Source organism: Acinetobacter sp. YH12112 (assembly GCF_013418945.1).
GTDB classification, from domain to species: domain Bacteria; phylum Pseudomonadota; class Gammaproteobacteria; order Pseudomonadales; family Moraxellaceae; genus Acinetobacter; species Acinetobacter indicus.
The window spans coordinates 1-7925 of record NZ_VPBA01000064.1 but is presented as its reverse complement, the minus strand read 5'-3'; the positions used below and the strand labels follow the sequence as shown (position 1 = coordinate 7925).

Here is a 7925-nt window from a genome sequence, read left to right as displayed (position 1 = left end):
TAATGGAGAAATCTAATCGGTATGTTATACCTGAGAGAAGAGTGAGGAGTTATCCAAGGGTTGTAAAAGGAAAACCTCAAAAATACCCAAGAAAAAGCCAGTCAATCTCTTAACTGACTGGCATTACACCTATTGGTGGGCTTTGTTTATAAAGATCGAGAACAGCTTAAACCAGAATTTCACGCTTGCCGTTCGGACCCTGTTCACTGACAATACCCTGCTCCTGCATCTGATCGACAATACGCGCCGCACGGTTATAACCGAGGCTAAACTTACGCTGTAAAGACGATACCGATACTTTACGGGTTTCCAGCACAAAGGCCACACACTGGTCATACAGCGCATCACGGTCTGAGCCGCCATCACCACCATCTTCAAAACCACGTGACGCTGGTTCTTCATCAAATGGAGTCAGAATTTCATCGACATAATCCGGTGAACCCCGTTCACGCCAGGCATCACAAATCCGGTTGACTTCATCATCGGAAATAAAGGCACCATGCACACGTTCCGGTTCAATTTTACCTGGTCCAAGGAACAGCATGTCACCATGACCAAGCAGGTCTTCTGCCCCGCCAGCATCCAGAATAGTCCGTGAGTCAATTTTTGAGTTCACGCGCAAGGCCACGCGAGTCGGGATGTTGGCCTTGATCAGACCGGTAATGACATCCACCGATGGACGCTGGGTAGCCAGCAATAAGTGAATCCCCGCCGCACGTGATTTCTGTGCCAGACGGGTAATCATTTCTTCGGCTTTTTTACCCACCTGCATAATCATGTCGGCAAACTCATCCGCCACAATCACAATTGATGGTAACGGCGTCAAGCGCGGTGCACGTTCCTGGGTTGCTGAATCGCCCGGTTTCCAGGTCGGATCAATCAGGTCTTCGCCATTGGCCAGGGCTTCTTCGACTTTGCGGTTATAGTCGCTGAGTTTACGGATTTTCAGGAATGACATCAGCTTATAACGGCGTTCCATTTCATTGACACACCAGTTCAGGGCGCTGACGGCATCTTTCATATCCGTCACTACCGGCGTTAACAAATGTGGAATATCGTTATAGTTGGCCAGTTCCAGCTGTTTCGGGTCAATCAGAATTAAACGCAGTTGATCCGGCTTGTATTTAAGCAACATCGACAGAATCATCGAGTTCACCGCCACCGATTTACCCGAACCGGTGGTCCCCGCAACCAGCATATGCGGCGCTTTGCCCAGTTCGGTAATCACCGGATTACCAGAAATATCTTTACCCATCGCCATCGACAGGATGCCATCCTGATCTTCAAATTTCGGGGTTTGCACCAGCTCAATCAGACGCACCATTTCGCGGGTACTGTTTGGCACCTCAATACCGATATACGGTTTGCCCGGAATCACCTCGACCACACGCACCGAAGCCATCGACATGGAACGGGCCAGGTCACGGGAAATATTGGTGACTTTCGAGGCTTTTACCCCCGGCGCCAGATCCAGCTCAAAACGTGTAACTACCGGTCCCGGCTGCGCTTCCACCACTTTGGCTTTGACATTAAATTCCTGCAGCTTGATTTCCAGCAGTTCAGATAAACGCTCCAGCTGCTCTGCGGTGAAGTTGACCTTTTTATTTGGATCGACCTTATCCAGTAGCTCCAGACCCGGCAATGGTGATAAATCACGACGTTTCTCTGCGACCTGCATGGCACGCGACATTGGACGGCCCATGGCATCGGTTAATGGCGCATCAAAGTCAAATTCATCTTCTTCTTGCGGTTTGCCGGCAGTTTCATGCCACGCCTCAATGAATTCTTCTTTCGATAGGGCTTCTTTCACCGCGTCATTGACCACTGGTGCAGCCGCTGTGGCACTTACCGCAGCATGATGCTGAATAGGCGCCTGTACAAAAGCCGAAGACTGCGCATAACTGCTGGTAGTTCTTGGGGCAGGTGCTTCTGGCTTCAGATCATCAACCAGCAGATCATCCAGCCCTTCAAATTCTTCATCACTCAGACGGTTTTTCGGGCTTGCATACTGCGCTGTGGCAGCCGATGGCATTTCAACCGCTTGTACGTCTGGCACCGGCTGGATGTGCGGTGCAGGTTCAGGCTGCGACTGACTATTAAATGGACTATGCAGATCCTGAGCAGCTTTCCCATTCGGTACAGCAGCCAGCAATTCGTCAAAGATTTCGTCATCATCCCAGTCAATATTAGACTGCGGCGTATTCGATGCAGGCGGTGCATCATGCACGGGCTGGACCACTGCATTAAAATGATCTTTCGGTGCGTGCGGAATCTGATCCTGAGAAGCACGTAACAGCTCATGAATATCCTGACTGTGCTTCTGGTCAGCATCATCATTCAGCGCACGCCAGACTTCACCGGTTGCCACCACACGCTGACTGTCCTGGGTCAGGCGATGGGCTTTTTCGACCGTCTGCTCAAAGACCTGCTCTTCTTCATCCAGCAGATCCTGCTCTGCAGAACGCTGCTGTTCACGCTCGACCATATCATCAAACAGACGCTCGGCCACCTGTTCATGACGGGACACCGCTGGTGCCACCGGAGCTTCTTCGACTTCACGATGTTCTGGTGCCGGCGTAACCACTTCGGCTGCAGCCGGTGCAGCGGCCACCACTGTTTTTTTAACGACCGGTGCCGGTTGATCAGCTTTAGGCACATCACGGTAAAACAGGTCTTGTAAATAAGCTGGCGTGGCTTTTAAAGTCACCCAGGTCCGGTTCCATTTAATCCCAAAGGCCAGTGTAAACAGGACACCCCAGAACACCAGCAGGAAAAAAGCTGCACCATAAATAGTGAGCAGCTGCGACAGGCTCTGCCCCAGTTCATACCCAATAATCCCGCCAGAAGCATTTTCCAGTGTATCGGCCGGCACTTGCCAGAACAAATACAATAGACTGGCAGTGGCCAGCAAAATAAAGAACTGCGCCGCATAACGGAAAGGACGGTTCAGGAAACTACGCGGCCACCACACCTGAATGGCTTCAATAAACAGGTACAGCGGAATCAGCAGACTGGCCCAGCCCAAAAAGCCGAACAACAGGTCGGCAATCCATGCGCCGGCGACCCCGCTGGCATTGGACACCTGCTGGGTATCACTAGACAAATGCATCCAGCCCGGATCAAAAGGGGTATAGGTGACTGTCGCAAGGAACAGATAAATCCCGAATGAGACCAAAAATAATGTCATTATTAAGCGCTGTGCATAAGCACCCGACACCGCAGTCATATACTGTCCTGTAACCAATTTTTCATAAATGTTCTTGTGCAACCCGCCAGTTTGGCATGGCCATAAAATAGATATTATGCACCTGTTGCAGCAAAAAAGATGCAAGATTATTGAAGTCAGTTGTTAACTTTTTCTATATAGCTTAAATCGATTTCTATGATCAATAATATCCACTGAATCTCACACAACTGTTATACAGTTTCACGTATAATTCCATAAATTGCTCAATAATAAAAGGATGCTACAGATGGGTGCTCGTCATTCACGTTTGATTATTTTAGGTTCAGGACCTGCAGGTTATAGTGCTGCCGTTTATGCTGCACGTGCCAATTTAAAACCGACCTTAATTGCAGGTTTACAACTCGGTGGTCAACTTACGACGACAACAGAAGTAGATAACTGGCCGGGCGATCCGGAAGGTCTGACAGGACCAGTGCTCATGGAACGTATGCAGGCCCATGCAGAACGTTTCGGGACCGAAATTGTCTATGACCATATCAATGAAGTCGATTTAAGTGTGCGTCCATTCGTGCTCAAAGGCGATATGGAAGAGTTCACCTGTGATGCCTTAATTATCGCCACCGGTGCTACGGCCCAATACCTCGGTCTGGAATCTGAAGCCAAATTCATGGGCCAAGGCGTTAGTGCCTGTGCTACCTGTGATGGTTTCTTCTATAAAAACCAGAACGTGATGGTTGTTGGTGGTGGTAATACCGCAGTTGAAGAAGCGCTGTATCTTTCCAATATCGCCTCTCACGTGACCCTGGTACACCGTCGTGACAGCCTGCGTTCAGAGAAAATTCTACAAGATCATATTTTTGCCAAAGAAAAAGAAGGCAAAATCAGCATTCTCTGGAACAACCAGGTCGATGAAGTCTTGGGTGATGCACAATCTGGCGTGACTGCAGTACGTTTGAAATCTACTGTCGATGGTTCAATCCAGAATGTAGATGTATCTGGTATGTTCGTGGCGATTGGTCACAAGCCAAATACGGGCATGTTTGAAGGTCAGTTAAACTTGCGTGATGGTTATATTCAGGTTCAAAGCGGTACTGCCGGTAACGCGACCCAAACCTCTGTACCGGGCGTATTCGCAGCTGGTGACGTGGCAGACAGCGTCTATCGTCAAGCGATTACCTCTGCAGGTTCAGGCTGTATGGCGGCACTGGACGCTGAAAAATATCTGGATGCCTTAGGTGAATAATTTTGCCTAAAGCACAAGCCGCCCAATCTGGGCGGCTTTTTTATGTATGATAGAGATCTGTTTCGATTCAGAGTAGCTGTATGACCGCACTTGCACCCTCACAATTTATTTTCCCCCATCCTGATGAAGCTGATCCACAGGGTGAAGGACTGATTTGTATTGGTGCAGACCTGTCCCCCTCGACCCTGTTTGAAGCTTATACGCACGGCCTGTTTCCGTGGTTTTCCGACGGTGATCCGATTTGCTGGTGGAGTCCCGAGCCGCGCTGCATTATCCGCCCTCAGGATTATCATCCAAGCAAGTCACTGCTGCGTAACATGAAAAAAGGTGATTACCGGATTAGCATCAATCAGGCCTTTGAACGGGTGATTCGCTGTTGTTCGCTGCCACGGGCCTATGCCAATGACACCTGGATTTCCGAAGACATCATTCAGGGCTATATTGACCTGTTTGAGGCCGGTTATGGCTATAGTGTCGAAGTCTGGGAGCAGGATGCGCTGGTCGGTGGTTTGTATGGCGTCACCATTGGCCGCGGCTGCTTTGGCGAGTCAATGTTTAGCCAGCGCACAGATGTCTCTAAAATGGCGTTTTATACCTTAATGCTGATTGGCCGCGACAACGCCCTGCCCTGGATTGACTGCCAGCTGGTCAATGACCATCTATTAAGTCTGGGCGCCTGTACAATAACTCGCCAAGCATACTTAAAATCGTTACAAGATGTTGTAAAACAGCCGGCGATAGATTGGAAAAAATACCAGGAGGGTGTATTTTCAAGTAAAACAATAGCGCAAAACGACTCACTGGATGAATAAATAAAGAGGGATTGCCATGAATTCATATCAACCGAAATCCCTGCTCAACGAATTACAATATTATATTACGCCGCCGCATAACTGCAGTTATCTGGATGATAAATCTGCTCGCATGGTGTTTTTAGATCCGGCGCACCGGATTGATGTGGTGACCCTGTCTGAACTGTCACGCATGGGCTTTCGTCGTAGCGGTGACTTTGTCTATCGGCCGGAATGCCATTTATGCCGTCAATGTCTGTCTTCGCGCGTGCCGGTACACGAATTTCAAATGAACAGCACCCAGAAAAAAGCCTGGAAACGCAATCAGGACCTGCACGTCACCATCCGCTCTACCCAAGAAGCCAATGAACAGCATTATGCGCTGTATGAGCGTTATATTAATGAACGCCATGCCGATGGCGATATGTATCCGCCAAGTCAGGATCAGTTTGAAAAATTTCTGGTGCACAGCTGCACCGACAGTTTCTTTTTAGAGCTTTGGCACCAAGACCGGCTAATTGCGGTCTCGACCTGCGACCTGCTCGATGATGGCCTGTCTGCGGTGTATACCTTCTTTGATCCGGATGAAAACCGCCGCTCCTTGGGCGTATTTGCGATCTTAAAGCAGATTGAACACACCCAGAAACTCGGACTGCCTTATGTTTATTTAGGCTATTGGGTGCCGCATTCCAATAAAATGAATTATAAATCGCAGTATGTACCGCTGGAATTGCTGATTGATGGCCAATGGCGCCGGCTCAACCGCAGCTTAAGCAGCGAAGAAATCCGGCAATTGGGAAACTCTCTCATGACCACCCTGCCCAGTGGTTGGAATAATTCGATTATCAAATAAAACCCAATAATTTTAAAAATTAAGGTGATGAGAAGAGCGCGGCAAAATCATCACTACAGGCTTTAACCATAATAACCGCATGTTCACGTGTGCCATCCGGATTTGGATAATAATTTTTGCGCACATCAATCTGATGAAAGCCAGCTTTTTCATACAGACGGATAGCCGCGGTATTGCTTTCACGCACTTCCAGAAAAATTTGTACCGGCTGATTCGGCAACTGCTCAATCGAATGCTCCAACAGCTGATAACCTAGTCCCTTCCCCTGCTGGTCAGGCGCAACCGCCATCAGCAACAGGTTGGCTTCATCCAGCACCGGCTGCAAAATACAGAACCCGACCAGCTGTCCTTGCTGCTCGATTACGGTACATTGATAGCTGTCTACCGCTTCAGCAAACTGTTTCAAGCTCCAGGGATGGCTTTGTACCTGTTGCTCAATGTTAAATACACTATGGATATCAGCGTGTTGCATTAAACGAATCATCTTCGTTCATCATCGGTCAAAACAAAGTTCGCATTATAAGAGCTCTGGATAAAAAATCGAGCAAAAAAAAGGGCAATTTTCATTGCCCCAAGAGTCAACACCGTTAGAAGCCCAATTTGGCTTTCCATGTGTCCAGCAGACTGACGGTATCTAAATCGTTCGGATGAAAGCCCGGGCGGAAATATGCCAGCATCTCACGGCCCATACCGGTAATAATGCCCTTAGAGGGACTATAAGCATAGGTATAAATGGCCTTGAACGCCTCCAGATTTAGCTGTTTGTCTTCTTTTAACAGACGGAACAGGAAATAGTTTTGCACCACAAATAAGGTCAGCATGGCGGCAACCAGTGAGCTGGTGCGCAGTAAATAGGCTTTGGTGCCTTGGCCGAATACACCCTCAAACACATCATAGGCCACGGCTTTATGCTCGTTTTCTTCAATCGCATGCCACAGCCACATGGTTTTCATGGTGTCATCGCTCATCAGTTCCTGAATATGCGAATTACGCAGCAACTGGGTGGCAATGGTCGCGGTAAAATGTTCCAGTGCGGTGGTTGCAGTCAAATCAACCATTTCTTGGGTAATACCAAAGGGTTTACCGACACCGGCAAATACCTTACGCGCACCTTGAATCACTTTATCGGTATAACGATCTAAACGTTCTACATCATGGCCATATTTTTGTGCCGAGGCATTAAAGCCAACATGCTCCTGGGTATGCATGGCTTCCTGGCCAATAAAGGCTGAAATTTCTTTTTGCAGTTCCTGATTATCTTTAATTGCCGGGTGGTAACGCACTGCACGTACACTATCAATAAAGAATTTTTCACCGGCTGGAAACAAGGCAGATAAAGCGGTCATAAAATGCGTCAGGCCAGCCGAACCTTGCATCCAGTATTCTGGAACCTGATCAAACTCAAACGCCATACGACGTACCGGGAAACTGGCACCTGCGCGGTTGGTAATATTTACTTTAGCATTCATGACCTCAACTCCTTTCAAGTGAAGCGTCTCACCTGAAACTTTTATTTATTTTCTTCAGCTTTATCTTACGTGGTTCTGATATGGAGATAAGTGCAGTTAAGGTCAGGCGAATATCAGTTTAGGACAGCTTGCAGTTAAATTGTCAGACAATTTAATCTGCAAAGATAAAAAAAGCGTCCCTTTGGGACGCTTTTTTCACACTATAGAAGTGATTATGCAGTTACTTTAGAAACTACACCAGCACCTACAGTACGACCACCTTCACGGATCGCGAAGCGTAAACCAGCGTCCATTGCGATTGGGTGGATTAATTCTACTGACATTTCAACGTTGTCGCCTGGCATAACCATTTCAACGCCTTCTTTCAGCTGGATCGCACCAG

The 7925-nt window shown here is 48.2% G+C and carries 6 protein-coding genes and 1 pseudogene; 3 read left to right on the top strand and 4 right to left on the bottom strand.

The features are described from left to right. Positions 1-166: 166 nt before the first annotated feature. Entirely contained in the window at positions 167-3226 is a 3060-nt protein-coding gene (locus tag FTU50_RS14675; protein WP_180047422.1) for a DNA translocase FtsK, read from the bottom strand. A gap of 247 nt (positions 3227-3473) precedes the next feature. Here FTU50_RS14675 and trxB point away from each other — a divergent pair, with 247 nt between their 5' ends. The 3 genes from trxB to FTU50_RS14660 all read left to right on the top strand — a co-directional run bounded on the left by trxB (position 3474) and on the right by FTU50_RS14660 (position 6074). Continuing rightward, positions 3474-4430, top strand: coding sequence for a thioredoxin-disulfide reductase (trxB, locus tag FTU50_RS14670; protein ID WP_180047424.1), 957 nt, complete (start codon positions 3474-3476; stop codon positions 4428-4430). 80 nt (positions 4431-4510) lie between these two features. After that, positions 4511-5242 (top strand): leucyl/phenylalanyl-tRNA--protein transferase, encoded by a 732-nt coding sequence (gene aat / locus FTU50_RS14665; protein ID WP_005179830.1) that lies wholly within the window; start codon positions 4511-4513, stop codon positions 5240-5242. A 16-nt stretch (positions 5243-5258) separates the two neighbouring features. After that, entirely contained in the window at positions 5259-6074 is an 816-nt protein-coding gene (locus tag FTU50_RS14660; RefSeq protein ID WP_005179833.1) for an arginyltransferase, read from the top strand. A gap of 19 nt (positions 6075-6093) precedes the next feature. Here FTU50_RS14660 and rimI read toward each other — a convergent pair whose 3' ends face one another. The 3 genes and pseudogenes from rimI to FTU50_RS14645 form a co-directional block, all read right to left on the bottom strand. Further along, positions 6094-6558, bottom strand: a complete 465-nt coding sequence (gene rimI / locus FTU50_RS14655) for a ribosomal protein S18-alanine N-acetyltransferase (RefSeq protein WP_160242862.1) — start codon at positions 6556-6558, stop codon at positions 6094-6096. A 103-nt stretch (positions 6559-6661) separates the two neighbouring features. Further along, a complete protein-coding gene (locus FTU50_RS14650; protein WP_045796116.1) occupies positions 6662-7543 on the bottom strand; it encodes a metal-dependent hydrolase in 882 nt (293 codons plus the stop codon). A gap of 212 nt (positions 7544-7755) precedes the next feature. Beyond that, positions 7756-7925: pseudogene (locus FTU50_RS14645) on the bottom strand (elongation factor Tu); the annotation flags it as partial.

Coding starts and splice junctions, on each gene's coding strand:
- FTU50_RS14675 (WP_180047422.1), bottom strand. CDS start 3,226: ATGACTGCGGTGTCGGGTGCTTATGCACAGCGCTTAATAATGACATTA.
- rimI (WP_160242862.1), bottom strand. CDS start 6,558: ATGATTCGTTTAATGCAACACGCTGATATCCATAGTGTATTTAACATT.
- FTU50_RS14660 (WP_005179833.1), top strand. CDS start 5,259: ATGAATTCATATCAACCGAAATCCCTGCTCAACGAATTACAATATTAT.
- FTU50_RS14650 (WP_045796116.1), bottom strand. CDS start 7,543: ATGAATGCTAAAGTAAATATTACCAACCGCGCAGGTGCCAGTTTCCCG.
- aat (WP_005179830.1), top strand. CDS start 4,511: ATGACCGCACTTGCACCCTCACAATTTATTTTCCCCCATCCTGATGAA.
- trxB (WP_180047424.1), top strand. CDS start 3,474: ATGGGTGCTCGTCATTCACGTTTGATTATTTTAGGTTCAGGACCTGCA.